Origin of the sequence: Kitasatospora sp. NPDC091276 (assembly GCF_040684355.1) — a bacterium.
Classification (GTDB): domain Bacteria; phylum Actinomycetota; class Actinomycetes; order Streptomycetales; family Streptomycetaceae; genus Kitasatospora.
Map to the genome: position 1 here is coordinate 148,580 of NZ_JBFBFU010000019.1, position 26,006 is coordinate 174,585.

The following is a 26,006-nucleotide window of genomic DNA, read 5'->3' on the forward strand; positions in this document are numbered from 1 at the left end:
CGGCAGTGACCGGCACCGAGGTGACCGGCGCCGAGGTCACCGGCGCCGAGGTGACGGTGGACGAGCTGGACCTCGCCCTGGTGAACGCGCTGCAACTGCGGCCCCGCGCACCCTGGTCACTGCTCGGCCAGACGCTCGGGATCAGCCCGGTCACCGCCGCCCGCCGCTGGCACCGGCTCTCCCAGGCCGGGATCGCCTGGGTGACCGCCTACGGCCTGCCGCACCCCGAGGACCGCGGGTGCGTCGCCTACCTCGACCTCGACTGCGCTCCCGACCGGCTCCGGCAGATCGCCGACGAACTGGCCGAGGACCCGCACGTGATGAGCATCGAGCACCTCGCCCAGGGCTGCGACCTCGTCGTCACCGTGGCCTTCACCGACCTGGCGATGGTCTCCCGGTACACCGCCGAACGGCTCGGCCCACTCCCCGGGGTCAACGCCGTCCGCGTCCACCTGGCGACCGGCTTCTACGCCGAGGGGATCCGCTGGCGACTGGACTCGCTGGACCCCGCCCAGCGCGTGGAACTGCACGACGATCACCCGGCGGGCTACGGGAATCCGTCCGGCGCACGAGCTGAAGTCCGGCAAGAAGACCGGGAGTTGCTCATCAGACTGGGCGTCGACGGCCGCCTCGGCCAAGCCGAGCTGGCCGCCGCCACCGGGCTCAGCCCGTCCACGCTGCGCCGGCGCCTCGACCGGCTGGCCGCCTCCGACGCGATCCGCTTCCGCTGCGAGATCGCCGCCCGCGACGCCGGCCGGCCGGTCCTGGCGACCTTCCGGGCCGACCTCCCCCCGGACCGGCTCGACGAGGTCGGACCCCAGCTCGCCAGACTCCCCGAGGTCCGGCTGTGCGTGTCCGTCACCGGCCCGCACAACCTCCTGCTCTCCGTCTGGCAGCGCTCCCTCGCCGACGTCCAGCGGCTGGAAACCGCTCTCGCCCGCAGGTTCCCCGACCTGCGGGTGGCCGAACGCCGCGTGTCGCTGCGCACCGTGAAGCGGATGGGCCGGATCCTCGACGCGGACGGACGCGCGGTCCGCGCCGTTCCGCTGGACATCTGGCGGGACCCGGTCCCGGTCTCCTGACGGCCGTTCAGCCGTTCAGCCGTTCAGCCGTTCAGTCGTTCAGTCGTTCGGACCGGTCGGCGCCGCAACGCGCCGTCGCCAGGAGCCGCAGGCCACGGGCCGCGGGCCGCCTCGCGCAGGCCCGGCGGCCCGCCCGCGTGTTCCGGCCATTTCCGGGTGTAGGCGCCCGTACCGGTCGCCCTGGTGGGCAGGATGGCCGACGGCCCGCGCCACTGCCCGGCGCCGGGCCCCGCAGACCGATCGGAAGGCAGGGATCAACCATGCCCAGGAGCGCACGGCGACGCACGGCGGCGGCGACCGTCTGCGCCGCACTCATCGGCGCAGTCGGCCTCCTCGCACCATCCGCCCAGGCCCAGGCCCAGGCCCAGGCACGGACCCAGGCACGGACCCAGGCACCGGCCCCGGTACAGGCACCGGCGACCGCGTCGTCGACGGCGGACCGGCCCCGGGACACCACCACGCCCCCGGGCACCGAGGGGCAGTCCACCACGGTCACCCGTCCCGACGGCACCCAGGCACGGTTCGCGGTCTTCTCGACCGACTACGCCACCGGACAGACCATCTGGTACCAGACGCAGTCCGCCCCCGGCGGCCCGTTCGGCGCCTGGAGCCAGGTCAACGGCATGAACCTCAACTTCCAGAACCAGGTGCTCACCGCCGCCGCGGACGCCGACGGCGCCCTGGAGGTGTTCACCATCGGGTACCAGTCGTCGGTCCTGGTCCGGATGCACCAGGCCGGCCCGGACGGGCCGTGGTCGGCACCCGAGCCCTTCGGCCCCGCCGGGGCGGGCGTGCCGAGGTTCTTCGGGGCGCCGGTGGCCTTCCAGCGGGCGGACGGCACGCTGGCCTTCTTCGAGGTCTACCAGGGCTCAAGCAGCCCGCAGTTGTACGTCAACGAGCAGAGCGCCCCCGGTGTCTGGGGCTCCTGGACCGCCCTGGGATCCGGTCCGCTGCCGTCCGGGGTCGCCACCCCCTCCTCCGTCACCGAGTCGGCCGACGGGACGTTGACGGTGGTCGCGCACATGTGGAACGCCTCCTCGTGGTTCGCCCAGATCTCCGAGCAGGCCCCGGGCGGCGCCTGGGGCCCCTGGCGCGACTGCCGACCCGGCAACTGCACCACCGGCTGACCTCGCCGCCCACACCCCGGAAGCCCCGCGTGGCGGCCGGGAGGCCGAGCGCACCGCCCGGCGGCACCACCCCGCCGACCTGCCCGGCGGCCTCGACCACCCCCGGGCCCGAGCCGCCCGAGGCGCTGGCGCAGACTGGGAGGCGGACCACACCCGACCGACCGGAGGACGACACCCATGGCCGACCGGCCCCTGACGCTGATGGCAGTGCACGCCCACCCCGACGACGAGGCCACCTCGACCGGCGGCGTCCTCGCCCGCTACGCCGCCGAGGGCATCCGCACCGTCCTCGTCACCTGTACCGACGGCGCCTGCGGCGACGGCCCCGGCGGCGCCAAGCCGGGCGAGGAGGGCCACGACCCCGCCGCCGTCGCCGAACTGCGCCGCCAGGAACTCGAAGCCAGCTGCCGGGTCCTCGGGGTCGACCATCTCGAACTGCTCGGCTACGGCGACTCCGGGATGATGGGCTGGCCCGCCAACGACGCCCCGGGATCGTTCTGGAGCACCCCCGTCGCCGACGGCGCCGCCCGGCTCGCCGACCTGATGCTCCACTACCGGCCCGACGTCGTCGTGACCTACGACGAGAACGGCTTCTACGGCCACCCCGACCACATCCAGGCCAACCGCATCACCATGGCCGCCCTCACCCAGGCCGCCCTGACGCCCAAGGTGTACTGGACCACGGCGCCGCACTCGATGATGCAGCGCTTCGGCGAGCTCATGCGCGAGTTCGGCGCCGACGGGAACGACGGGGGCGACGGGGACAACCCGGAGCCCACCGGGGAGGCCGTGGAGCTGCCCCCGATCGGGCTGCCCGACGAGGAGATCACCACCTGGGTGGACGCCACCGCCTTCGGCGGGCAGAAGTACGACGCGCTGCTCGCGCACGCCAGCCAGGGCGAGAACATCTTCTTCCTGAAGATGGGCCGGGAGCGGTTCACCGAGCTGATGGGCGTGGAGACGTTCGTCCGGGTCCTCGACACCACCGGCGCGGCGCTGCCCGAGAAGGACCTGTTCACCGGCCTGCGTTGAGCCGCAGGCCGAGCCGCAGGGTGAGCCGCAGGGCAGGCCCGGGCCCCCGGACGAAACGATGCAGGCCACGCCCGGAAGGGCGTGGCCGCTTCCACTCGGGGGCAGTCGGCAAGGGTCCAGACCTGGACCGGAGCCCTGGCTGCCGGTACCCGTGCCCGCGCCGGTGACCGAACCGGTGCGGGCCGTCGGATCAGCGGGTGGTGTAGCCGCCGTTGGCGAACACGGTCTGCCCGTTGATCCACCAGCCGTCGGTGAGCAGGAACTTCACGAGCGGGGCGATGTCCTCGATCCTGGTGAGCTCCCCGTTCATGGAGGACGACTTGTGGTAGGCGACGGAGTCGTCGGTCTCGGCCGGGTAGAAGAACGAGGTGTCCATCGGACCGGGGGCGACGTTGTTGACGGAGATGTTGCGGCCGAACAGTTCCTTGGACAGGGCGCGGGTGAAGTGCTCGACGGGGGACTTGCTACCGGCGTAGACGGAGTACAGGCCGGTGTAGGCGGCCAGCAGCGAGGTCACGATCGTGACGATCTTCCCGCCGTCCTCCAGACGCTTGGCCGCCTCGCGCATCATGAAGTACGCCGCCTTGGTGTTGACGGCGAACATCCTGTCGAACTCTTCCTCCGTGGTCTCCGTCATGGGCTTCTTGATGACCACGCCGGCCGTGTTGACCATGCAATCGACCTTGCCGAAAGCACGCACCGCGGTGTCGAACAGCGTCTCCACCTCGGCGACCCCGCTCAGGTCGCCCTGATGGACGATGGCGTCGCCGCCGAGCTTCTTCACGTCGGCGGCCGTCTGCTCGGCCTTGTCGCGGGAGGAATCGCTGTTGTAGTGCACAACGATCCTGGCGCCGTCCCGGGCGCACTCCTTGGCGATGAGGCTGCCGAGGTTCTTCGATGCGCCTGCGATGACGACGACCTTGTCCTTGAGCGTATGGCCGGGCATGGAACTCTCCTCATCAGGAGCCGGAGGAAGGGGAGGGAAGGGGAGGGGAAGCCGGGCAGGCCCGCCGGCCCGGACGGGTGTGCCCGGCGTCTCGCCGCCACCACCACGCTCACGCTATGGCGGCGTGCCAGGGCCCGCATGTCGAGTCCCGCGGCTTGCGCCCGTGGCGATCGGCACTCACCACCGCGCACCGGGAAAAGGCCCACGGCATGGTGCCGGCCCGCATCACGCCACGGGCGGGTGTCCCTGCCACGCCCAGGAACACCGGGGTGCCGCCCCGCCCACCCCCGCTCCCCCAGAGTTAGGAATCACGCCGGGCTGTCCACGAACATCCGATTCGTCGCCCCCGGCCTCAGCGAAACCGGCGAAAGGCACGACATGACCAGCAGCGCTCCCGGCGGCACCCTCACCCTGGCCCCCGACCTCACCCTCAGCCGGATGGGCTACGGCGCCATGCAGTTGGCCGGCCCCGGCGTCCTCGGTCCCCCCGAGGACCGCGACCAGGCCTTGGCGGTCCTGCGCGAAGCCGTCGAGCTGGGCATCACCCACATCGACACCAGCGACTACTACGGGCCGTTCGTCGTCAACGAACTCATCAAGGAAGCCCTGCACCCCTACCCGGCCGGACTGCACATCGTCACCAAGGTCGGCGCCCGCCGCAACGAGACCGGCGACTGGATCCCCTCGCAGGAACCCGCGGACCTCAAGGCCCAGGTCCACGACAACCTCCGGCACCTCGGCCTGGAGGCCCTGGACGTCGTCAACCTGCGCCTGGACTCGGTGGAAAACATCTCCGACGCGCCCATCGCCGAGCGGTTCGGCGCCTTGGCCGACCTGCGCCGTCAGGGGCTGATCCGCCACCTGGGCATCAGCGGCGTCTCCGACGCCCAGCTCACCGAGGCGCAGGCCATCGCCCCGGTCGTCACCGTGCAGAACCTCTACAACCTGGCCAACCGGCAGGACGACACACTCGTGGACCGCTGCGCGGACCAGAACATCGCCTTCGCCTCGTTCTTCCCCTTGGGCGGCTTCAGCCCGCTCCAGTCCCAGGTGCTCAACGATGTCGCCGCCCGCCTCGACGCCTCCCCGCAACAGGTCGCACTGGCCTGGCTGTTGCAGCGCTCGGCCACCACCGTCCTGATCCCCGGCACCTCCTCCATCGCCCACCTGCGCGAGAACACCGCCGCGGCCGACCTGGTGCTGCCCGCCGACGCGGTCGCCGAACTCGACACCATCGGCTCGGCGAGAACGCGGTAGTCCTCACCGTGGTCCTCAACCTCGACCATTGCCGGGCGCCCGTGTCCTGCGGCGGTTCCCTCACCGCCCGCCGGGATCCGGGTTCCGCCGCGGTTGCGCCCGTCCGGGTGGCCTTCCGCGCTTCCGGCTCCCCTCCGTTCGCGTGCGGCGCTAGGTTGCTGGGCGACCCGCTGGCCGCTACCCGGAGGACACCGATGGCCATCCCCGCTCTGGACCACTCGACGACCCGCTATTCCCTCCCCCACGCCTACTGGATGGCGCAGGCCGCCGGACTGGCCGTGCTGGACCGGGCCGGCATCGAGGACAAGGCCCACGCCTGGGGCTTCGACGAGGTGCGGCACTTCGAGTCGACGCACCAGATGCCGTTCCTGATCGAGGACACCCAGGCCTACACGATGGCCAGCGACCGCATGATCGTCACCGGTTTCCGGGGCACCGAGGTCCTGAAGATCTACGACTGGCTCACCGACGTCAGCACCCCGCCCGTTCCCGGACCGGCGAACAAGGGCTTCGTCCACTACGGCTTCCACCAGGCCCTGCGGTCCGTCTACCCCGAGATCCGCGACACCATCCAGGGACTGCGCACCAACGGGCAGAGCGTCTGGTTCACCGGCCACAGCCTCGGCGGCGCCCTCGCCATGCTGGCCGGCGCCTGCTGGTACTTCGAGGAGCCTCGCCAACTCCCCGACGGCGTCTACACCTTCGGTCAGCCCCGCACCTGTGAACGGCTTCTCGCCGCCGCCCACAACACGGCTTTCCGGGACCGCTGCTACCGCTTCGTCAACAACAACGACATCGTCCCCCAGCTCCCGCCCGAGCCGGCCTTCACCCACGTCAGCGCACTCCGCTACTTCGACGCCGACGGAGGGCTCCACGAGGCCATGCCGCTCATCGCCGGGTTGAAGGACCGGGCGAAGGGCTACCGCCAGGACATGTTCGCCCCCGAGACCGACGGCATCAAGGACCACCACCTGCGCAACTACCTCGCCGCGTTCGAGAAGAACCTCGCCACGACCGCCTGATCGCAGAACACCCCGGGCCGGCCGGGTGGCTCCGGCGCGACCAGGTGGCTCAACAGCGTTCGCGCCGCTTCACCCCGCTGGGACGTCAAGGAGAAGCTCAACGGCTCCGCCGTACCGGTCGGTGCGGTGCTGACGTTGCCGGAGCTGGATTCCGTCTCCGACACTGCACACCCGGCGCGCGCGGATACCGGGGTCACCACCCGTGCTCGTGCCCCAGTTGATCAGCCGTTCGGGGTCGATGGACAACTCGTCTTCTTCACCGGCCCCCGCGCCTGGGACTTCGCCCGGAACCGGCCCCTCACCGACGACCAGCCCGCCGACGTCCGCGCCCGCACCATCGAGTTGGACCACCGCTCGGCGTCCCACCTCGCCGTGCACACGCTCGACGGCGCCACCCTGGCCCACGGGCTGAGCGACTCCCCCGCCGGACTGCTCGCCTGGCTGCTGGAGCGCTGGAACTCCTGGAGCGACAACGGCGGAGACGTCGAATCCGTCTTCACCAAGGACGACCTGCTCACCCACGCCACGATCTACTGGGTGAACAACTCCATCGCCACGTCGATGCGTTACTACGCCAACGCCAACCGCTACCCGTGGGCCCCCGCCCACGACCGCGGCGGCCACTTCATCCCCTGGGAGAACCCCGACGCCTGGGTGGGCGACCTGCGCCGCACCGTCCGCCTGAGCCGGCCCCCCTACCGGGACCCCGCGCGGGGTCGACGGCGGGATCAGGGGTGCTGGAAGGCGACCTCCGGGTCGGCCGGTGACGGGCCGTCGAGCAGCGGCTGCGGGATGCCGCGCAGGTGCTGGTCGAAGAAGGCCCCGACGTAGGCGCGGGTGATCTCCTCCGCGCGCTGCGCCGGGATCGGCACGGCGGGGCCGGTCACGCCCAACTGTGCGGCGAGGACGGGCAGGTCGGTGAAGCTGGAGTGGCCGGAGCCGGCGATGGTCAGCCACCGCTTCCAGCCGTCCAGGCGCGCCCAGTCGCGGTCCCAGCTGGTGTCCGCGCCGCCCGGGCTGTGGTTGGCCAGGGTGCCGAACATGAGGAAGGGGCGGCCCTGGAGGCCGGTGGCGGGAACCGGCGCGAAGAAGGTGCCGTCCATGTTCACCCCGGCTCGTACCCGGTCGTCGCCGGCCATGGTCGCGGCGGCGGCGTCACCGCCGATGGAGTGCCCGGCCATGCCGATCCGTTGCGGGTCGATCACGCCGGCGTTCCGCCACGGCGAATGACGGTCGGTCAACTGATCGACGACGAAGGAGAGATCCTCGGCCCGGCTCCGGGCTATCGCCTCCAGGCCGTCGAGGGTGGGGGTCTGGTCGCAGACGACGCAGGTGCGGGTCCGTCCGTCGGGGAAGGTCACACCGGTGGACTCGTAGGTGTGGTCGACCAGCGCGACGACGTACCCGCGACTGGCCAGGTCCTCGGCGAGTCCGGTGAGGGTGGCGCGCGGCAGCGTGAGGCCGGGCGAGAGCACCAGCAGGGGGAACCTGCCGCGCTCCGGCCGGGCGTCGGCGTGCGCGTAGGTGCGGGTGCCGCCGAGTGTCTCGGCCGGGACGGCGCCGCCCGGAGCCGTCTGCTGCAGCAGCAGCCGGGCCTCCTCGGTGGTCATGTAGGGGGCCGGTCCGCCGGTCCCGGGCCGGGCCGGGTAGTACGTCGACACCATCAGTTCCCGGGCACCCGCGGCCGACACCCAGGGATCCCGGCGGTGCTGGTCGACGAGGTGCAGGGTGCTGCGTCCGATCGCGTGCGGGCCCGTCGGGCGGGGCAGCTCCAGGTGGACGCCGTACCTGTCCGAGGCCGCGGAGGGGGCTGCGACGGAGGGCCCGGGCGCGGCGTTCGCCGCACCCGCCCCGATGATCGGCAGCGGCAGGACGAGCGTGAGCACGGCGGCCAGGGCAGCACGACGGATTCTGGTCATGCCGGCAACGCTAGTTCGCGGGCACAGCAGTTGACATCCCCTCAGAGGAGGACGGGGAAGGGGATGGGGCATCCCAGCGGAGGAGGGCCGGGCATTCCAGCGGAGGAGGCGGACGGGCCGGCGCAGCAGGCCGGACGGGGCGAGGCGGCGGGCCGTTCCGTCCCCCGCGCGGAACGGCCCGCCGGCGGCTCCCGCTACTTCAGCAGGAAGTCGTACACCGCCTGCCGTCCGGCCGGGTTCGCCGCCCGGTTCTGCACCGAGTGCGCCGCCCCGGGCACGATCACGATCTGCGGGTCGTGCGCCAACTTCGCCTGCTGGTACAGCACTTCGTACGGCGTGGCCAGGTCCCGGTCGCCGCCGAGCAGCAGCACCGGCACGTCCGGCAGCTTGCGGTGCTCCGACGGCGCCGGCGGCACCCGCTCGCGCGGCCAGTCGAGGCAGACCAGGAGGCTGCCGAGCCCGGTCGCGGTCGCCGGGTCGTACGGCCAGGTCTGCTCGGCGGTCAACCGCTGCCGGGTGCGCTCCAGCGCCGCCGCGCGGCCCGTGACGGGCGTGTCGGTGGTGCCCCACGGGAAGCGCGAGTCGGCGCACAGGGCGGCGGAGTGCAGCCCCTGGCTGAGCTCCTCGGCCGGGGCGGCGTCGACCTGCTGGTGGACCAAGTCGAAGAAGTCCTGGAGCTTCGCGGGCTGCCCGGCGGCGGCCTCGTGCAGGATCTCCGGGACACCGCCGTAGTCCGGGTCGATGAACTCGTAGCCGGTGAGCGCACTCAGGACCTGCGCCCCGTTGCCGTACCGCCGAACCGTGGCGGCGAGGTCGGCGGCCGGGTCGGTGGTGCAGCCGGTGGCCCGGCAGGCGGCCCGCAGGATCCGGGCGGTCGCGGGCATCGCGGCCAGGTCGAGGGGGTCGAAACCCTGTTGCGGCGCCACCGAGTCGAGCACCAGCCGGGCCACGCGCGCCGGGTGGGCGAGCGCGTACCGCTCGGCGACGATGGTGCCGTACGAGACGCCGTCCAGGGTGAGGCGCCGGTCGCCGAGCGCGCGGCGCAGCAGGTCGATGTCGGCGACGGTGTCCGCGGTGCTGTAGTGGCGGGCGTCGGGGCCCAGGGCGGCGGCGCAGTCGGTGATCGACTGCTTGCGCGGCGCGGCGAGGTCGGAGGAGCCCATGTCCTCCTGGAGGCCCGGGCACTGGAGCGCGCCCCGGCCGGTGCCGCGCTGGTCGTACATCACCAGGCGGTAGTCCTTGAGGACGGGTTCCAGCTTGCCCGCGATCCGCTTGATCGCCGGGACGCCGGGCTGGCCGGGGCCGCCGGTGAGGAAGAGCAGGTCGCCCTTGGGGGCCGTGGTGTTGCCGGTGACGGCCACCTGGAGGTCGAGGGTGCCGGGGGTGGCGCCGCTGTGGTCGAACGGGACGGTGAGGGTCCCGCAGGTGAACTCGGGTGCGTCCGGGCAGGGCGCCTGGCCGGTGATCCCGCTGGCGCGGGCCGGCGCGGCCGTGGCGGCGAAGCCGACTGCGGGGGTGGCCAGGGTGGTCCCGGCGGCCACCGCGGCGGCGCCCAGCAGAGCGGCGATACGGCCGCGCTTGCTCGTCATGTTCGTCCTTCCGCTCGCGCCGCGCCCGGGCCGACGCGGTCACGGAAGTAGCCTGCGCCCCGCGGCACTTCGATGGCGAGCGTTCGGGCCGGATTCGACCCGGAACGGACCGCCAGGACCCGAATGGCCCTGAAAGGCAGCCGGAACCCACGGTGACGACGCTCCCTGAAGGCGGTTGGCCGCGATTCCGTGAATGTCACGGCCGTCACAGGCTCAGCAGCAGGTCCCGGATCGCTGCGGGCTGGGACAGGAACGGGTGGTGGCCGGCGTCGAGCTCGACGACGCCGCCGGCCCGGCGGGCGAACTCGCGCTGCAGTCGCGGCGGGGTGCCCCGGTCCTGAGCGCAGACGAGGTACGTCGACGGCGACTGCTGCCATGCGGCCGCCCCGACCGGCTGCCCGGTCACCCGCACGCTCTGACGGGCGAGGTGGTCCGCCGCCTGTGCCTGGACCTCGGGGTCGCAGTCCTGGAGGAACGTGTCCACGAGCAGTTCGGGGCGGACCCCGAACGTGCCGGCGTCGGGGTCGACGTCGAGGAACGGGGCGGGGCCGCCGTCCCCGAAGTCCGACAGGCTCTGCCCGACCTCGGGCAGGTAGCTGGAGACCAGTAGCAGGTGGTGCACCGAACCGATTCCCGCGGCGGCTTCCGCGGTGACGATACCGCCGTAGCTGTGGGCGACCACGACGGTCCGCTCGTCGCCGGCCTGCAGCACCTGGCGCACCGCGGCAACGTCCTCGGGCAGCCCCGGACCGCCGACGCCGCCGGGCAGGCCCGCCTCACCGCAGCTCGGTAGCGCCGGGGCCACGCTCAGCACCCCGTGCTCCTGCAGCAGCCCGGCGGTGCGGTGCCACCACCACGACCCGTCCCGCACACACGCCCCGTGCACGAACACCACCCTCATCGTTGCCTCCGCGTCCGCCTGGGCTGTCCGGGCCGTCCGGGCCGTCCGGGCTGCCTTTCGATCAACGGTAGACGCGTCCGCGCCATCACCTGAGCCGACTTCCACTTCGATGATCCCGAACACGACGCGGACCTCGCCCGCGACACGTCCTCACGGCCATCGCCATGGACGTCGAACGCTTCAGCGGCCGGTCGGTCACCGAGAAAGCCCGTTCGCCGAGATCACCGACCGCCTTCCGGACCTCTCTGGATCGGACCGACATCCACCGGCCGAAGTCCTGGCACACCATTGGTACTCGGGCCCGATCGTCCCGGATCGCCAGCAGAGTCGAGCTCAGCCGGCCCGTGCTGCCAGGTGGGTGAGGAGTTCGGTGAGGTCCGCGAGCGCGGCGTCCCAGCCGTGGGCCAGCACCACGCCGGCGGGGTTCAGGACCACCTCGTCGACTCCGGCCGTCCCGTAGGCGGCGAGCTCGGTCGCCAGCTGGTCGGGTGTGCCGTAGAGGAAGACTCCGGACTCGACGAGTTCGCGGGCGCCGGCCACCGGGTCGCGGGTGTCCAGGTGCAGGCCCGCGCGGCGGAGCATGTCGGCGTAGTGCGGCGCGCCCAGGTGCCGGCCGGCGCCGTGCTGGGCCAGCACCATCGGGTGGCGGCCCGGCCGGGCGACGGCGGCGTGCACCACGGTCACCACTCTCGGCGGGGTCGCTGGTCTCGGCGGGGCCGCCATCCGGCCCGTCGTCGCTGCGCCTTCGGTCAGGGCGGGGACGAGGACCTCGGCCACGTACCGGGGCGGGGTCATCCAGGTGATCGCGACGTCCGCGACCCGCCCGGCCGCGCGGGCCATGGCGGGTCGCAGGACGCCCGCGCCCAGCTCGACCGCCGGCGGGTGTTCCCCGTGCGGGAGTCGGAGCCCGGGCGCGGCGGACCCGAGGGCCGGTGCGGGCGGCCCGGCCGACCGGTCGTCCAGCAGCGCGCGGACGGCGCCGACGTAGTCCGCCACGGCCTCGGCCGGCCGGGCGTAGGGGGCGCCCAGCAGGCCGCCGACGAGCGAGGGTTCGCCCGCGCCGTAGCCGATCACCGGCCGGTGTCCGGTGAGCACGGCCAGGGACTGGGCCTGGGCGGCCGCCTCGAAGGGGTGCCGCAGAGCAGTCAGCGTGACCGAGAGCCCGACCGGGATCCGCTGCCCCGTGCCGGCCAGCCAGGCCAGCGCCTGGTGGCTCTCCACCGCCAGGGACTGCCCGAGCCAGAGCCGGTCGGCCGCGCCGGTGCCCACCAGCGAGGCCAGCGCCGTCAGCGCGGTGAGGTCGGCCCGGTCGCGGAGGGCGTGCGGGAAGAGGACGGAGATCCGCATGCCGCTCAGCCGTTCCGCGAGGGGTCGGTGGGGTCGGTGGCCGCGTCGCGCAGCGATCGCGCGACGGAGGCGGCGAGCGACGGTCCGCCTGATCCGGCCGGGTCGTCCGGGGCGGCCGCGTGTCGCAGTACTCCTTCGGCCACCGCCGCCGCCCGGTGCTGGCCGAAGCTCTGGCCGCGCCACCCGGCCCTGGTGTCGCCGGGCTCGTCGGCGGTGGCGATGCCCGGCCCCAGGGGGCGGGCGAAGACCGAGGTCTGCGTGCCGAGGCCGGGCAGGCCGCGCAGCGCCGCCGCCAAGGCCGTCAACTCGTCGGCGTGGGAGCGGGGGAGGTAGAGCACGACCGCGTCGCGACGCGGGTACGACCAGGACCGGGACAGCACCTTGGCCCGGTACCGCAGCGAGCGGGCGGCCAGCTCCCGGAGCAGCGCCGCCCAGAGTGCGGGCGCGGCGGTGGGGTCCTCGACGTGCAGGTAGAGCCGCCGCAGCGACTCGCCCTCGTGCGGCCCGCCGTGCGGCCCGTCCACCAGCAGGAAGCCGGGCGACAGCGCGGGGCGGACGGCAGGCAGTTCGACGGTCACGGACGTGTCCGCCGGTCGCGGGCCGTCGCTCCGGACGGCGGCGGCCGGGACGCGGACCGTCACGCCGCCCAGCTCGACCGTGAACTCCGTGGCGGCGCCCCCGGTTCCGGCCTCGGGCTCAGCTCCGGGCCCGGCCCCGGCTGCGGCTGCGGCCTCGGCCCCGGTCGGGACGGCGGCGCGCAGGCGGGCGGGGGCGAGCGTGTCCGCGTGCGGTGTCGCCGAGATCAGCTGCCGCTCGAACTCCACGTCACGGCGGGGCAGTCGGGTGGCGGTGCTGGATCGGTCGAGGCGCGACCGGTCGAGGCCGGCGTGCCACTGCTCGTAGAGCGCCGTGCCCAGGGCGATCCGCAGGCCGCGCGGCGAGTCGGCGCTGATGCGGCGGCCGTCCACCGTGACGGCCTGCGGGTACTCGGTGAGATCGATGCCGGTGAGTGCGGCCGCGAGCTGCTCGGACACGTACGTCATGACGCCACCAGCCCGATCGCCTCGATGAACCGGTCCGGGGCGAGCAGCGCCCCGCGTCCCACACCGGCGATGCCGCGCTGAACCGCGCTCAGGGTGGGCCGGACGCCGGCGGCGGCCATGGTGCGGTCGAAGAGGTGCCAGCCGGCGTACCCGACCACCCGCTCGGCGAGTTCGGGATCGAGCCGGTCGGCGTGCTGCCGGTAGCCCTGCCAGAAGGCGCCGATCACCGGGAGGACGGCGGCCAGTTCGCGCTCTCCGCTGCGCATGAGGGTGCCGTGGGCGTCGGCGGGTCGGCCGCCGTCAGTGAGGTCGGGGCCGGGGTCACGGTCGGTCACGTCGACCTCGGGGTCGGTCTCGACCTCGTCGGTGTCGACGCCGGTGAACATCCGGCTCGCCGCCCGGTACAGCCACTGCCCGACGAAGCCGCCGAGGTCGATCGCCGGGTCGGCGAGCTGGAACTCCTCCCAGTCGGTCAGCTGGAGCGTGCCGTCGCAGAGCAGGAACTGGTCCAGCCGCAGGTCGCCGTGGACCGGACGGTGGTCGGCGGCGGCCGAGCGGGCGTCCAGCGCGCGCAGGGCGCCGTGCAGCCGGCGGTCCTGCTGGAGCAGGCCCCAGAGCGCCAGTTCGGCGCCGCTGCTCGCGGTGTACTCGGCCACGGTCAGCGCGGCCAGCCGGTGGCCGGTGCGCGTGCCGGGGCGGGGCTTGGGTCGGACGCCGGCCGTCGGGAAGCCGTGCAACTCGGCGAGCGCCCGGCCGGCCCGCCGGGCGAGTCCGGTGTCGAAGCCGTCCTCGTCGGCGAGGGTGTTCCCGGTGACGGCGTCCGCCAGCAGGTCGAAGACCAGTACCAACCGCTTCCGATCGCCGCCGAGCAGCGCCGGCGACTCCCAGGAGAGCGCGCCGGCCCCGGTCCGGGCCGACTCGAAGGCGCAGGAGCGGTCGTAGCGGTCGGTTCCGTCGGGAGCGTGGCCGTCGAGCCGTTTGATGAAGACGCCGGTGCCGTCCGTGGTGCGTCCCGCCCACGAGTCGTTGCGGCCGAGATGGCTCACCAGGCTGTCCGGGTCCAGCGGGGCGAAGCCCAACGCGGCCAGTGCCAGCGGCACTTCGGGCGCGTACTCGAAGAGGCCCGGGGTGCGGCCGGGGCCGGCCCGGTCGGCTGCCGGCGTGGCCGGTGGGGTCGAGACTGTCGCTGCCATGGCGGCCACGCTAGGGATCCCGACCGGCGGTCACCACGGGCAGGATCCTGTCATGCCAGGGCGGGCAAGGGGCAGGATGCCCCCACTTTCCTGCTACTGGGCACCGGCATCGAACGCCTGATCTGCTGGGGGCGGTCGAGGAACCCGCTCCTCGCCCTAAATCCGAAGCCGAATCCGGGCCCGATCCGAGCTCGAATCCGACGAGTCGAGAGGATGACCATGAGCTCTGCTGACCTGATGGGCGGCTACGCCGCCTACACCACCCCGAACGCCGCGATCGAGGAGCTCGCCAGCACCGGCATCACGGCCGAGTTGGAGTTCACCCCGGTCCTCACGGTCACCCCGTGGACCGAGGCGATCTCCCTGGTGGTGGTCTCCATCGCCACCCAGCTGTGATCCGATCGCAGATCTGATTTCCCTTCCATCTCAAGGGAGTTCGACATGAGTACTGCTGACCTGATGGGCGGCTACGCCGCCTACACCACGCCGAACGCCGCGATCGCGGAGCTCGCCAGCACCGGCGTCGCCGGCGTCCCGGCGGAGCTGGAGGTCACCCCGACCGTCTCGCTCGTCGTCCTCTCGCTCGTCACGATCACCATCATCGGCTGACGGACTCGTCGAGCGTCACGTCGTCCGGGCCCCGCGGCACGCTGCGGGCGGGGCCCGGCCGGCGGCCGGAGCGGTGCACCCAGCCGGCGACGCCGACCCGCGAGGAGCACTGCAACCGCCGCATCGTCTCGCGGAGGTGGTTGACCACCGTCCACTCCGAGATGCCCAAGCGGCGCGCGATCTGATGGTTACTCAGCCCGTCGGCCACCAGGAGCGATACCTCCAGTTGGCGGCTGGTCAGTTGCCGCCCCGGCGGCGCCTCGGCGGAGTCCGGCTCGGCGAGGGGGAGGGCGAGGGAGAGGGAGCAGAGCAGGTCCAGGAGCGCGGTGGCCGCGCCGGTTGCCAGCGCGTGGGCGAACTCGTCCTCGGCGAGCCGGCGGCGGATGCCGGGCAGCAGCCGAGCGGTGGCCAGGTCGGGATCCGCGGGGTCGCCGGGAATGCCGGCTCGCCCCGGATGAAAGCTGCCCAGCAGCCGGGCGGCGTCGGTCGCCCGCGCCGGTGCGGGGCGCAGCGGACTCGCGACCAGGCCGACCAGCGCACCGAGCGTGGCGACCGCACCGAGCGGGCGCAGGTGGGCCAGCCCCTCGACGTAGTGGGCGCGGGACGCGGACGGATCGCCCCCGGCGGCAGCGAGCAGGCCCAGGTGCAGCAGGGCCGTGCCGACCAGCAGCACGTCCCCCCGGCGCCGGGCCGCGGTCAGCACCCGGCCCGCCAGTGCGGCGCCGGGTCCGGTCCGGCCGAGCCGGAGCTCGGCCAGGGCGGCCTCCAACTCGACGCGCAGGGCCGCCGGTTCGTCGTCGGCCGCACGGAGGAGCGCTGCTGCCCCGGTGAGTGCGGCGAGGGTTCGGTCGGGGTCCCGGTCGCATCCGGTCAGGCCCCGCAGTCGCAGGAGTCGGGCCGCCGTGGAGGGTTCGTCGGGCGTGGTCCGGGATCGCTCGGGCACGGATGAGGCCGCCTCGGCTTCGTCCAGCAGGGCACTCGCCAACTCGTGTTCGCCGTCGAGCAGCCGGGCCTCGGCGCGGATCAGCGCGAGCCGGACCCGCGCTCGCCCACCAGTGATGCCAGTGGGATCGGCGGGATCGGCGGGATCGGCGGGATCGGTGGGGCTGGTGGCGCCGAGCGGCACGGCGGAGCGGTCGGCCCAGTCCGGGCCGAGGCCGACGAGTCGGGCGTGGGCGAGCAACTGCTCCATCAGGTCGAGGGCTTCGACAGTGAACCCGTGCCGGGTCAGCGTGTCGACCGCCAGCCGGAGGTTGGCCTCCTCGACGCGCAGGGCGAGCAGGGATGTCGGCTGGTCGCCGGCGGCCAGCCGCCGGGCGGCCCCGGCGGCGAGCCGGGCGTAGTAGCGCGCATGGCGGAGCGTGAGGACGGCGAGCGGGCCGCCGGCGGGCCGGACCTCGGGAAAGTCGCCGAACGGCACGTACAGTCGCGTCTCGGCCGCACCGTCCAGTCGGCCGGACGGCCGGTCCTCCAGCGTCAGCGACTGCCGATCGAGCAGGGCCTCCAGCGCCGCCGGGAAGGCGCTCGGCGCGATCCCGGACACCACCCGGAGCGCCTCGGGCCCGAACCCGCCGGCGAACAGGGGTGTGCAGGACATCAGCCGCGCCGCGTCGGCGCCGAGCGGGCCGCACCGTCCTGATGGTTGCCCTACCTCGCGTTTTACCTCTCGCCCCGCCTCCCCTCCTACCTCCCGTCCCGGCAACCGGTCCGGCGACCGTCCCGGCGCCCGGTCCGCCGGTGGACCGGGCGGCTCGGCATAGGCGGCCACCAGGCGGCCTCCCCCCGCCCCGCCGAGTGCGGCCAGCACGGTGCCGACGCCCTCCAGCGCCGCCACCCGGGCCGCGAGCACCAACGCACCCGGCAGGCCCCGGAGTTCCACGCAGATCCGCCCCACGGTCTGCTGGTTCCGGGAGGTCACCGTGAAGCCCGGGCTCCAGGCCCGCCGGGCGGCCGTGAAGACCTGCACCGCGGGGGTGCGGCAGAAGGCGTCCAGGTCGGTCGGCGACCAGTCCACCGGAACGGCCAGTGGGTCCACCCGGTACGCCACGCCGGCGCCGGCGGGTGACAGCCGACCGGTGGCGAGCACCTTCGTCCCACGCGGGGCACACCGGTCCAGCAGCGTCGGGTAGTCGTCCGGCTCGATCCGATCAGCCGTCAGAAGCTCGGCTGGTCCCGGGGTTCCGGCCGCTCCACCCGCCGCCCGGTACTGCTCGGCGACCGCGAACGCCAGCCGGGTCTTGCCGCTGCCCGGAAGGCCGTGCAGCAGCACGCCGGGTACGGCGGGGTCGGCGAGCAGCCGCAGCAGCTCGGCCGTCTCACGTGCTCGCCCGAACAGTTCACCCGTGAAGGCCCGGTGGTCCGCGGATTCCTGCCGGGGGACGCCGGACTCGAACAAGATGGTCATGGACGGCTCCAGAACTGGCTCCGCCCGCCTACACAGCGCGGGCGCGCCGGCGGGATCGTCCGTACGATCCTGGACGGCGGCGCCGACCGGCGGTATCCCAGACTTCTGGGACGCCGCCGGTTCAGCACCGACGCGCGGCCAGGCTCAACCCCTCGTCCGGACCGGCCTGCCGTTCGGTTCCGGACTCACCGCAGTCCCCGGTGCCGGCGGTGGTGGCCCGCGTGGTGATGGTGCCGGTTGCGCCGTCGCCACCGCCGTCGACCGGCTCCCGCCGCCGAGGCTCCGGCCGCCGACGCTCCGGTGGACCGGGCCGAGTCGGCGAAGGCGTCGTCCGACTCCCGGCCGGAGCCTTCCGATCCTGCGGGCAGCACGTCGATCCGGCCCATCTGGCCGTGCGAGGAGTGCACCATGTGGTGGCAGTGGTAGACGTACTCGCCCGGATATTCGCCCCAGGTCATGGCGATCCGGACGCTCTCCCCCGGGTGGACCGTGATGGTGTCCTTCAGCCCGGCCTCGGCCGGGCCGACCGGCACCCCGTCACGGTCCAGCACGCGGAACTGCACCAGGTGGGTGTGGAAGGAGTGGGGGGCGTGGAAGACCCCGGCCGGCGGGCGGGTGAGGCGGTTGCGGATCGTCCAGATCTCGCTGCTGCCGACGGTGGTCCGCACGTCGGTCCGCTTCGGGTCGTACTTGCGCCCGTTGATCCTGGCGTCCGGGAAGGTCGTCAGCGCGAACTCCCGGTGCACCGTCGCCTTCGGGATCGGCGGCAGGGTGGCCAGGACGTCCGGAATCCGGCTCCGGTCCTCGGCCGTCCGGGTGATGTCGAAGCGCAGCACCTCGGCCCGCTCGCTCTCCAGCGCGGCCGTGTTCTCCAGCACCACCGATCCGCCGACCGGGTAGCGGGCGAAGTCGACCACGATCTCGGCGCGCTCCGCGCCGGTCAGGGTCAGCTCGTGCACCGTCACCGGCGCGGCGAGCAGTCCGCCGTCGGAGGCGATCTGGGTGAACGGCTGGCCGTCGGCGAGACGCAGCGACACATGGCGGTTGGGCGAGACGTTGAAGACCCGTAGCCGGTACTTGCGCGCGGCCACCTGGAAGTAGGGCCGCTCCTTGCCGTTGACCAGCATGTGCGGGCACGCGTACGGGTCGGTGTAGACCAGCCTGCCGTCGGTCTCGATCCGGGCGTCCCGGATCAGCAGCGGGATGTCGAACTCGCCGTTCGGCAGCGGCAGGCCGCTCTCGTGCGGGTCGCTGAGCAGGTAGGCGCCGGCCAGGCCGCGGTAGACGTTCTCGGCCTCCAGCTCGTGCGCGTGGTCGTGGTACCAGAGCGAGGCGGCCACCTGCGAGTTGGGGTAGCGGTACTCGCGGGTCTCGCCGGGCTTGACGAGGTCCATCGGCAGGCCGTCGTAGCGCGAGTGCACATGGCCGCCGTGCAGGTGGACGGAGGTGTGCACGCGCAGGTCGTTGGTCTGCTGGACCACCACCTCCCGGCCCCTGACCGCCCGGATGGTCGGACCGGGGAAGCAGCCGCCGAAGGTCCGGACGGTGGTCAGCAGCCCCTTGACGATCTCCGCCTGGGTCTCGGCCATCCGCAGCCGGTACAGGTCCGAGGAGTCCGTCCGCGACACCGGGCTCAGCACGGGGGGCACCGGCATGGCGTGCTCGAAGGGGGTGATCCGGGCGACCGACCGCTTGGCCTCCGACCTGGGCGGCGCGGCTTGCGCGGCCGGAGCGGCCGACAACGCCAGGGACGAGACCCGGGCCCCGCCCGGTGCGCGGTCCCAGGGGAAGAGGACCGCCGGGCCGCCTATCGCGGCGGCTTTCAAAAGGTCTCGTCGGTTCAGCATTCCCGGTCTTTCCGTCCAGGGCCGGGCGGTCGGTACGCCGCCGGGCCAGTGGTCGCCGGTCGTGGCTTCCGGCGGCCCTGCTCGGTGGCCGCCGCGCCACGACGGCGCGGGCCGGGCGTGTCGGACCGTAGCGCCGACGCGACGTTCCGTCACTGCCCGTTGGCTCAGTATCGGCGAGCTTCGCGCGCTCCGCAGCGCGACCGCACCTTGCCCGGGCCCCGCTACCGGAACGACGGACGCCGGGGCGGGCACCTGGTGCCCGCCCCGGCCGCCGTTCAGGATTCGGGCGACGCCCAGGTGCCCAGGGACATCTCGGCGGTGATCCCCGGGCCGAACCCGGCCAGCAGCCCCTGGTGGCCGTCGAGGGCCGATTTCTCGTCGAACATCCGGGCCAGGGCGTCGAGCACGACCGCACTGGCGATGTTGCCGTACTGGGTGAGGGTGGCCCGGCTGAAGCGGAACGCCTCGGGCGGCACCTCCAGGAAGCGGCTGAGGTCGTCCAGGATCCGTGGACCGCCGGCGTGGACGATGTAGAAGTCCAGCGTGCCCACGTCCCACTGGTGCTGCTCCGCCACCGCGCGCAGGGCCGGGCTGAGCGGCTCCATCGTCCCCGGCACCCTCTTGTCCAGCTGGAAGTGGAATCCGGTGGGGCGGACCGCGTAGGAGATCCACTCCTCGGTGTCCGGGATGAGGTACGAGCCGTTGCGTTCCAGCCGCATTCCGGTCCCGCCCTCGCCCCGGACCACGGCGGCGGCGATCCCGTCGCCGAACAGGCCGTTGGACAGCAGCGAGCCCACGCCCAGGTCCGTGGGCTGGTAGCACAGCGAGCAGAACTCGCAGGCCACGATCAGCACGTTGGCGCCCGGGTAGGCCGAACAGAAGTCATGGGCCCGGTTCACCGCCGCGCCGCCGGCCGCACACCCCAGTTGGGCGATCGGCAGCTGCCGGGTCTCCGGCCGGAAGCCCAGCCTGTTGATCAGCCACGCCGTGAGCGACGGCATCATGAAACCGGTGCACGACACATAGACGATCAAGTCGATCTGGGACGGCTCCACTTGGGCCTGTTCGAGAGCCCTGAGCACCACCGCCGGGACGCGGGCCTTCGACTCCGTCGCGAAGACGGCGCTCCGTTCGTCCCATCCCGGGTGCTTCAACACCACCTCGATGGGTTGGATCAGGTGCCGCTTGCGCACTCCGGTGTTCTTGATGAGACGCAGCGCCAGTTCGAGCTGTGGGTGGTCGGGGTGGAGCCTGCGCGCCAGCTCGATGGTCTCCTCGTTGGTGATGACGTGCTCGGGTACGTCTATCGCCGGTTTGCACAGAACTGCCACGGCACTTCCTCCAGACGAGCGGTGTTCCCGGTGCGACCCTGGCGGGGCGGGATTTCACCACTCGACGGCAGCCGCTGCGAGCCGGACGCGCGGGGGGCGCGGGCGGCGGGACGCACCGGGCGGGACCCAACTCAGCGGCCGACGAGCCGACCGGGCGAGGATCGGATGATCGCGGTACGGGCGGTCGTGCTGGCCGCGAGTTGGTTCAGGCCACCTAGCCCAATTTACGGAAGGCGGGCCCGTCCCGCACGTCGGCCCGCACACCCCGGGGTGTGCGGGCCGACGTGCGCGGTGTTTCCGGCAGTCACCAGGTGACCGGCAGCGCCAGCGGATAGCGCCAGATGGACGTGGTGTTCCACGCCAGCTCCGCGGCCGGCTTCGCCAGCGCGATCCTGGGGAAGCGCTCCAGCAGGGTCCCGAGGGCGACTTCGAGTTCGGTGATGGCCAGCGGCGCGCCGAGGCAGTGGTGCGCGCCCCAGCCGAAGGTCATGTGGGAGGGGCTGGTCCGCTCCAGGTCCAGCTCGTCGGGCCGGTCGAACCGGCGGCCGTCCCGGTTGGCCGTCAGGTAGGAGACGTGCACGATGTCCCCCGCCGGGATCGTCACCCCGCTCAGCTCCACGTCCTCAAGGGCCACCCGGGGGATGCCGACGCCCTTGCGGAAGGGGATGAAGCGCAGCAGCTCCTGGAGCGTCCGGGAGAGCGTCTCGGGCCGCTCGCGCAGTGCGGCGAGCACGTCGGGGCGGCTGAGGATGGTGTACGAGAGGTTGCCGAGCTCGTACGTCGTGGTGTCCTGGCCCGTGATCAGCAGGACCATGGCCATCACGGTGAGTTCCTTCTCGTCGAGGACCTCGTCGCCGTCGCGGGCCGTGGCCAGCACGCTGATCAGGTCGTCGCCGGGGTTCCTGCGCCGTTCGGCGGTCAGCTCGGCGAAGTACGCCCGCAGGTCGGCCTTGGCCCGTACCGCGTTCGGCTTGTTGGCCAGGCTCACGTCCATCATCGTCCGGGCGTTGGCGCGCAGCCGGGCGCTGTCGGCCTCGGGGATCTCCAGGACCTCGCAGATCGTGATCAGCGGGAGCGGGTGGGCCAGGTGCTCCATGAGGTCGGCCGGGGGCCCCTGGTCCCGCATGCGGTCCAGCAGCCCGTTCACCACGTGCTGGGTCCGGTCCCTCATCCGCTCGATGTGGTCGGGGGTGAAGCCCTTGGACACCAGGCTGCGCAGGCGGGCGCTGGCGGGAGGGTCCATGACGTTGATCGCCTCGGCCTGGACGATGGGCTCGGGGGTCATCCGCGGGAAGTCCCGGCCGACGATGGCGTGGCGGCTGAACCGCCGGTCGGTGGTGACCGTGCGCACGTCGTCGTACCCCGTGACGAGCCACGCCTCCCCCTCGCCGTAGGGGAGGCGGATGCGGCTGACCGGTGCGTCGTTCATGAGCTGCCGGAGCGTCGGGTCGAACTCTAGGGTCTCGGCGAAGTCGAACGGGCAGTTCCGTGCGCTGGAGTCGGTGGACATGCGGACCTCCAGGTCTGGGCCGCGCGGGCCGGATGGGGGGAGGCGGACGGAATGCACCGGTACCCGATCGGTCGGCCGCACACACCGGCGGACGGGCGAGAGCGCCGGTAATTCATCCGGTCTGATCAGCGGCTCGGCTCCACCCGCGCCGGGGCCTGCCACCGGTCCGCTGGTCCGTGGCAGGCCCCGGCCCCGGGTGCCTCAGCCCTCCCCGGCGGCCCGGTTCTCCCCGGTGGCCCGGTACCCGTGCCGGAAGAGCGGGGCGCGGGTGTCGAAGGGCACGTCCTCGCGGGAGGCGGCGACGGCGGCGTCCGAGCGGGGGAGGTCGAACGGGAGCGTCGCGGTCATCGGGGCCCGGCCGAGCGCGGCGTCCAGCACGACCTCGTCCGCGGCGCCGAACTCGCCGATCAGCAGCGCCGCGTGCGGGGCGAGCGGGGTGAGCACGGCGGGCCGCTCCAGATGGGCGGCGAACACCGTGGGCACGGTGGCGGCCAGCGCGGTGAGGCGGTCGACCTCGGCCGGCTCGAACTCCAGCGAGCCGCTGTGGAAATGCTGCTCCAGCAGCCCTTCGCGCCGCTCGTACGGGGTGGCGAGGCGGATCACGGCCAGCTCGGCCCGCTCCGGCTCCTCGACGAGGGTGCCGTACCCGGCGGCGACGGCGGGGTCGATGCCCTCGACGTACAGCCGGGTGGCGGTGCGCGGCTCGCCGGCCAGGTGGACCACCGAGCGGCGCTGGACCTCGCGGCCGAGCGTCCGGCCCTCCGGGGCGCCGACCAGGTCGGCGGCGGCCTCCGGGTCGACGTACGGGTCGGCGAAGAGGCCGAGGCGGAACTTGTCGCGCAGGATGCGGCGGACCGACTCGTCGAGCCGGGCCTCGGTGACGGCGCCGGAACGGACGGCGGCCAGGATCAGCTCCGGGTCCGTCTCGCCGCCGAGCTGGTCGGCGCCCGCGTCCAGGGTGAGCACGACCTGTTCGGCGACGGACAGCTCCTCGACGCCCCAGTGCCTTGGGGGCAGCGTGACCACTCCGGGGACGTCCATTCCGGTGATGGCGTTGAAGTCGGTGCAGACCACGCCGTCGAAGCCGTAGCGCCCGCGCAGCAGGCCGGTGATGACGTCCCGGTTGAAGTTGGCGCCGACCTCGGCGAGGCCGCTGCCGGAGGGGATCGCGTAGGCGGGCATGATCTGCGCGGTGCCCGCGGCGAAGGCGGCCTCGAAGGGGCGCAGGTGGGTCTCGAACTCGCCTCCGGGGTAGACCAGTCGGCGTCCGGCGGCGAAGTGGGAGTCCTCGCCGGCGGCCTGCGGGCCGCCGCCGGGGAAGTGCTTGGTCATGCAGGCGACGCTGTCCGGGCCGATCGGCCCGCCCTGGAGACCCTCGATGTAGGCGGTGATCATCCGCGAGGCGCGCTCCGGGTCCTCCCCGAAGGTGCCGCTGATCCGGGCCCAGCGGGGCTCGGTGGCGAGGTCGGCCATCGGGTGGATGGCGACCCGGATGCCGACGGCGCACAGCTCGCGGCGGATCAGGTCGGCGTAGCGGCGCACCAGGTCGGGGTCGTCGGTGGCGGCGAGTCCGATCGGCTCGGGGCCGGTGCTGAAGCCGCCGCCGGTGTGGGCGGTGGCCGGGTTGGCGGTGAAGCCGTGCCGGGGGTCGGAGGAGAGGGTGACGGGGATGCCCAGCCGGCCGGCCGCGGCGAGGCCCTGGACGTGGTTGTTCCACTCGGCCATCGCGCGCGGGTCGGGGACGGCCATCATGGCGAAGTGGGTGAGGCCGCGCTCGGTGATCAGGCGGGCGCCGGAGGGGAACGGGCCCTGGTCGCCGGGGAGCATCCGGCCGTGCAGCATCAGCGCGGCCTTCTCCTGCAAGGTCATCCGGGTGAGGAGGTCCTCGACCCGCTCCTCGACGGGCAGCCGCGGGTCCTCGTAGGGCTCCATGGTGCCGTTGTGGTTGAGGTCGCGGAAGGGCGTGCCGTCGGTGTGCCGCAGCAGGGTCAGCATGCCGTCACCTCGGCGGTGTTCGACGCGGCGGTACGGGCGGCGGTACGGGCGGCGGTACCGGCCTCGGTGCTGGCGGCGGCGCGGGCGGCGGCCTTGGCACGGAAGGCGTCCAGGGTCTCGGCGGTGACCCCGCAGGCGGTCAGGAAGCCCTCGGCGCCGCCGTGCTTGGCGCGGACCAGGTCGAGGAAGGTGCTCATCGCCCCGGCGGGCGCCTCCAGCAGCGGGGCGGGGACGACCAGCCGGCCGGCCTCGACCTCGTTGAGGGCGGCGCGGTTGCGGTCGGCGAGGCCGGCCCAGATCTGCTCGATCGCCTCGTTGGTGCGGGCGTAGTCGGCGACGATCTCCTCGGCGGGCACCCCGAGCAGCTCCAGCAGCAGCGCGGTGAGCAGCCCGGTGCGGTCCTTGCCGGCCGCGCAGTGCACCAGCACGCCGCCCGGGCGGACGGTGGCCTCGGCGGCGGCGGCCAGCCCCTGCGGCGCGGACTCGGCCATCAGCAGGTAGAAGGCGCCGAGGTCCTCGGCGGTGGTCATGGCCCGCATGGCCTGCGCCAGTTCGTCGTTGGTCGGCTCGATCCGGGCGAGGACGACGGCGATGCCGGCGGCCTCGGCGGCGGCCCAGTCCTCGGGGCGGCTCTCGGACTCGCCCCGGAGGTCGACGATGGTGGTGATGCCGTGCTCGCGCAGCTGGGCGACGACGGCCTCGTCGGCGGCGGGGAAGGGCTGGGCGGAGCGGAACAGGGTGCCGGGACGGATCCACCGGCTCGCGGGGTCGGCGAGCGCTGCGGGGTCACGGAAGTTGACCAGGGACATGCGGGGGGCCTTTCAGGAAGTGCGAAGCAGGTGGTGAAGGTGCGCGGCGGGCCGCGCGAGGGGGGAGAGAAAGGGCAGGGCCGGCGGCGAGAGGGCGCGCGGTGCCGTCCGGACGGCCGGCGGCATCGCCCAGTGGTGTAGGGGTGTCGGGGTGTCGGGGTGTCGGGGTGTCGGGGTGTCGGGGTGTCGGGGTGTCGGGGTGTCGGGGTGTCGGCTCGGGTCAGCCGGTGGTGTCGAGCACGTCCCGGTAGGCCTTGTGCCAGTCGGCCACCGTGCCGGTCTCGGACGCGATCAGGACGTGGTGGCGCACCATGCCGCCGAACTGCGCGCCGAGCGCGGTCGGACGCAGGTCGGTGGCCGGGTCCACGCCGAGCCGCTCGGCCGCGATGGTGACGGTGCGTTCGGTGAAGCTGTCGATCACGACCACGGCGTAGTTGTGCACGGAACCCTGCACCTCGATCAGGCTCCGGCGCAGCCGGCGGCGGCGCTCGGTGTGCTCGACGGGCTCTTCCAACCGGCCGCCGGTGGCGGTCAGCGCGTGGTCGAGCGCGGCCCAGAGCGGGAGTTCGGCGGGGGCGGCGGCGAAGGCGTCGAGGATGGCCTGGCCGAAGTCCCAGCCGAACAGCAGAGCCTCCTTGGCCGGGTAGTAGCGGAAGAACGTGCGGTGGGCGATGTCGGCGCGGCGGCAGATCTGGTCCACGGTGGTGCGCTCGAACCCCTGCTCCTCGAAGAGGTCGAGCGCCGCGGTGCGGATGCTGTCGCGGGTGCGCGCCTTCTTGCGGTCGCGCATGCCCTGCTCCGCCGCGGTGTCCGTCCCCTGCATGGTTCTTCCGTTTCCTCTCGGTGAGTTGAGTGTGGATGGGGCCGCCGAGGGGGCGGCTGTCAGTACCGAATCACGTCCGACCGTGCTCGCTCAAGGCGAGTGCCGACTCTTCCGGGTCCCGTCATCTGAAATTTGCACAACTGCCTTTTGGCAGTACTGCCACTTCCGGAATGGTGTGGGGCGTCGGCGGCCGCACTCCCCCAGGCCGCCCCCACTCCCC

At 73.3% G+C, this 26,006-nt stretch carries 20 protein-coding genes and 2 pseudogenes; 8 read left to right on the plus strand and 14 right to left on the minus strand.

Annotated features, from left to right (window positions below; all coding sequences use genetic code 11):
* The first annotated feature begins 5 nt into the window (after positions 1-5).
* From AB0O19_RS23920 to AB0O19_RS23930, 3 genes are all read left to right on the plus strand, one after another.
* A complete protein-coding gene (locus tag AB0O19_RS23920; protein WP_363622171.1) occupies positions 6-1,082 on the plus strand; it encodes an Lrp/AsnC family transcriptional regulator in 1,077 nt (358 codons plus the stop codon).
* Positions 1,083-1,342: 260 nt separating this feature from the next.
* Entirely contained in the window at positions 1,343-2,209 is an 867-nt protein-coding gene (locus AB0O19_RS23925) for a hypothetical protein (protein WP_363622173.1), read from the plus strand.
* Between the two features lie 177 nt (positions 2,210-2,386).
* Entirely contained in the window at positions 2,387-3,241 is an 855-nt protein-coding gene (locus AB0O19_RS23930) for a PIG-L family deacetylase (RefSeq protein ID WP_363581047.1), read from the plus strand.
* A 190-nt stretch (positions 3,242-3,431) separates the two neighbouring features.
* On the opposite strand, the gene AB0O19_RS23935 is transcribed toward AB0O19_RS23930, so the two are convergent.
* Positions 3,432-4,187 (minus strand): SDR family oxidoreductase, encoded by a 756-nt coding sequence (locus tag AB0O19_RS23935; protein ID WP_363622175.1) that lies wholly within the window; start codon positions 4,185-4,187, stop codon positions 3,432-3,434.
* Between the two features lie 378 nt (positions 4,188-4,565).
* Between AB0O19_RS23935 and AB0O19_RS23940 the strand changes: the two genes are divergently transcribed.
* The 3 genes and pseudogenes from AB0O19_RS23940 to AB0O19_RS23950 form a co-directional block, all read left to right on the plus strand.
* The gene (locus tag AB0O19_RS23940) at positions 4,566-5,444 is read left to right on the plus strand and encodes an oxidoreductase (RefSeq protein ID WP_363622177.1); all 879 of its coding nucleotides are present in this window, start codon (positions 4,566-4,568) and stop codon (positions 5,442-5,444) included.
* 194 nt (positions 5,445-5,638) lie between these two features.
* Positions 5,639-6,466: a lipase family protein gene (locus tag AB0O19_RS23945; RefSeq protein WP_363622179.1), complete on the plus strand. Its 828-nt coding sequence runs from the start codon at positions 5,639-5,641 to the stop codon at positions 6,464-6,466.
* A gap of 252 nt (positions 6,467-6,718) precedes the next feature.
* Positions 6,719-7,159, plus strand: a pseudogene (locus AB0O19_RS23950) (epoxide hydrolase); the annotation flags it as partial.
* A 35-nt stretch (positions 7,160-7,194) separates the two neighbouring features.
* Here AB0O19_RS23950 and AB0O19_RS23955 read toward each other — a convergent pair.
* From AB0O19_RS23955 to lxmK, 6 genes are all read right to left on the minus strand, one after another.
* Complete coding sequence (locus tag AB0O19_RS23955; RefSeq protein WP_363622181.1) at positions 7,195-8,385, minus strand: alpha/beta hydrolase; 1,191 nt, start codon at positions 8,383-8,385, stop codon at positions 7,195-7,197.
* A 194-nt stretch (positions 8,386-8,579) separates the two neighbouring features.
* Positions 8,580-9,974 carry an alpha/beta fold hydrolase gene (locus AB0O19_RS23960; protein ID WP_363622183.1) on the minus strand — a complete coding sequence of 465 codons (1,395 nt, stop codon included), beginning with the start codon at positions 9,972-9,974 and terminating at the stop codon, positions 8,580-8,582.
* A 205-nt stretch (positions 9,975-10,179) separates the two neighbouring features.
* Positions 10,180-10,875, minus strand: a complete 696-nt coding sequence (locus AB0O19_RS23965; RefSeq protein ID WP_363622185.1) for an alpha/beta hydrolase — start codon at positions 10,873-10,875, stop codon at positions 10,180-10,182.
* Between the two features lie 333 nt (positions 10,876-11,208).
* Positions 11,209-12,222, minus strand: coding sequence for an LLM class flavin-dependent oxidoreductase (locus tag AB0O19_RS23970; RefSeq protein ID WP_363622187.1), 1,014 nt, complete (start codon positions 12,220-12,222; stop codon positions 11,209-11,211).
* 5 nt (positions 12,223-12,227) lie between these two features.
* Complete coding sequence (locus tag AB0O19_RS23975) at positions 12,228-13,265, minus strand: T3SS effector HopA1 family protein (protein WP_363622189.1); 1,038 nt, start codon at positions 13,263-13,265, stop codon at positions 12,228-12,230.
* The gene (gene lxmK, locus AB0O19_RS23980; RefSeq protein WP_363622190.1) at positions 13,262-14,458 is read right to left on the minus strand and encodes a class V lanthionine synthetase subunit LxmK; all 1,197 of its coding nucleotides are present in this window, start codon (positions 14,456-14,458) and stop codon (positions 13,262-13,264) included. Before lxmK ends, AB0O19_RS23975 begins: the two co-directional genes overlap by 4 nt.
* A 219-nt stretch (positions 14,459-14,677) precedes the next feature.
* Here lxmK and AB0O19_RS23985 point away from each other — a divergent pair, with 219 nt between their 5' ends.
* Both AB0O19_RS23985 and AB0O19_RS23990 read left to right on the plus strand, forming a co-directional pair.
* Positions 14,678-14,854, plus strand: coding sequence for a hypothetical protein (locus tag AB0O19_RS23985; protein WP_350876063.1), 177 nt, complete (start codon positions 14,678-14,680; stop codon positions 14,852-14,854).
* A 45-nt stretch (positions 14,855-14,899) separates the two neighbouring features.
* Positions 14,900-15,067 carry a hypothetical protein gene (locus AB0O19_RS23990; RefSeq protein WP_350876060.1) on the plus strand — a complete coding sequence of 56 codons (168 nt, stop codon included), beginning with the start codon at positions 14,900-14,902 and terminating at the stop codon, positions 15,065-15,067.
* On the opposite strand, the gene AB0O19_RS23995 is transcribed toward AB0O19_RS23990, so the two are convergent.
* The 7 genes and pseudogenes from AB0O19_RS23995 to AB0O19_RS24025 form a co-directional block, all read right to left on the minus strand.
* On the minus strand, positions 15,057-17,471 hold the full coding sequence (locus AB0O19_RS23995) for a LuxR C-terminal-related transcriptional regulator (RefSeq protein WP_363622192.1): 2,415 nt from the start codon (positions 17,469-17,471) through the stop codon (positions 15,057-15,059). The genes AB0O19_RS23990 and AB0O19_RS23995 overlap by 11 nt on opposite strands.
* A 185-nt stretch (positions 17,472-17,656) precedes the next feature.
* Complete coding sequence (locus tag AB0O19_RS24000; RefSeq protein WP_363622194.1) at positions 17,657-19,318, minus strand: multicopper oxidase family protein; 1,662 nt, start codon at positions 19,316-19,318, stop codon at positions 17,657-17,659.
* Positions 19,319-19,593: 275 nt separating this feature from the next.
* A pseudogene (locus tag AB0O19_RS24005) lies at positions 19,594-20,658 on the minus strand (type III polyketide synthase); the annotation flags it as partial.
* Positions 20,659-20,953: 295 nt separating this feature from the next.
* Positions 20,954-22,159: a cytochrome P450 gene (locus AB0O19_RS24010; protein WP_363581019.1), complete on the minus strand. Its 1,206-nt coding sequence runs from the start codon at positions 22,157-22,159 to the stop codon at positions 20,954-20,956.
* A 201-nt stretch (positions 22,160-22,360) separates the two neighbouring features.
* The gene (locus tag AB0O19_RS24015) at positions 22,361-24,154 is read right to left on the minus strand and encodes a glycoside hydrolase family 3 N-terminal domain-containing protein (RefSeq protein ID WP_363622196.1); all 1,794 of its coding nucleotides are present in this window, start codon (positions 24,152-24,154) and stop codon (positions 22,361-22,363) included.
* Complete coding sequence (locus AB0O19_RS24020) at positions 24,148-24,963, minus strand: tyrosine-protein phosphatase (RefSeq protein ID WP_363622198.1); 816 nt, start codon at positions 24,961-24,963, stop codon at positions 24,148-24,150. Before AB0O19_RS24020 ends, AB0O19_RS24015 begins: the two co-directional genes overlap by 7 nt.
* Before the next feature lie 220 nt (positions 24,964-25,183).
* Positions 25,184-25,786, minus strand: coding sequence for a TetR family transcriptional regulator (locus tag AB0O19_RS24025; RefSeq protein WP_363622200.1), 603 nt, complete (start codon positions 25,784-25,786; stop codon positions 25,184-25,186).
* Positions 25,787-26,006: the final 220 nt, after the last annotated feature.